The organism is Streptomyces beijiangensis, from assembly GCF_017315755.1.
Lineage (GTDB): Bacteria > Actinomycetota > Actinomycetes > Streptomycetales > Streptomycetaceae > Streptomyces > Streptomyces beijiangensis.
In genome coordinates this window covers 1-234 of sequence record NZ_JAFLRJ010000635.1, presented here as the reverse complement: position 1 = coordinate 234, position 234 = coordinate 1, and the positions used below count along the sequence as shown (strand labels likewise).

Annotated in this window: 1 protein-coding gene; it reads left to right on the top strand. The window is 66.2% G+C overall.

Annotation, left to right across the window (positions count from 1 at the left end):
• The coding region (locus J0695_RS37730) for an MFS transporter (RefSeq protein ID WP_206969319.1) at positions 1 to 234 on the top strand (234 nt) is incomplete at both ends.

The following is a 234-nucleotide window of genomic DNA, read 5'->3' as shown; positions in this document are numbered from 1 at the left end:
CCACGATCGTCGGCGACCTGGGCGGACTCGACCATCTCTCCTGGGTGCTGACGGCCTACCTCCTCACCGCCGCCGTCTCCACGCCCATCTGGGGAAAGCTCGGCGATCTGTACGGCCGCAAGGGCAGCTACATGGCCTCGATCGTGGTCTTCCTCGTCGGTTCCGTACTCTCCGGACTCGCCCAGGACATGGGGCAGTTGATCACTTTCAGGGCGCTCCAGGGGCTCGGTGCGG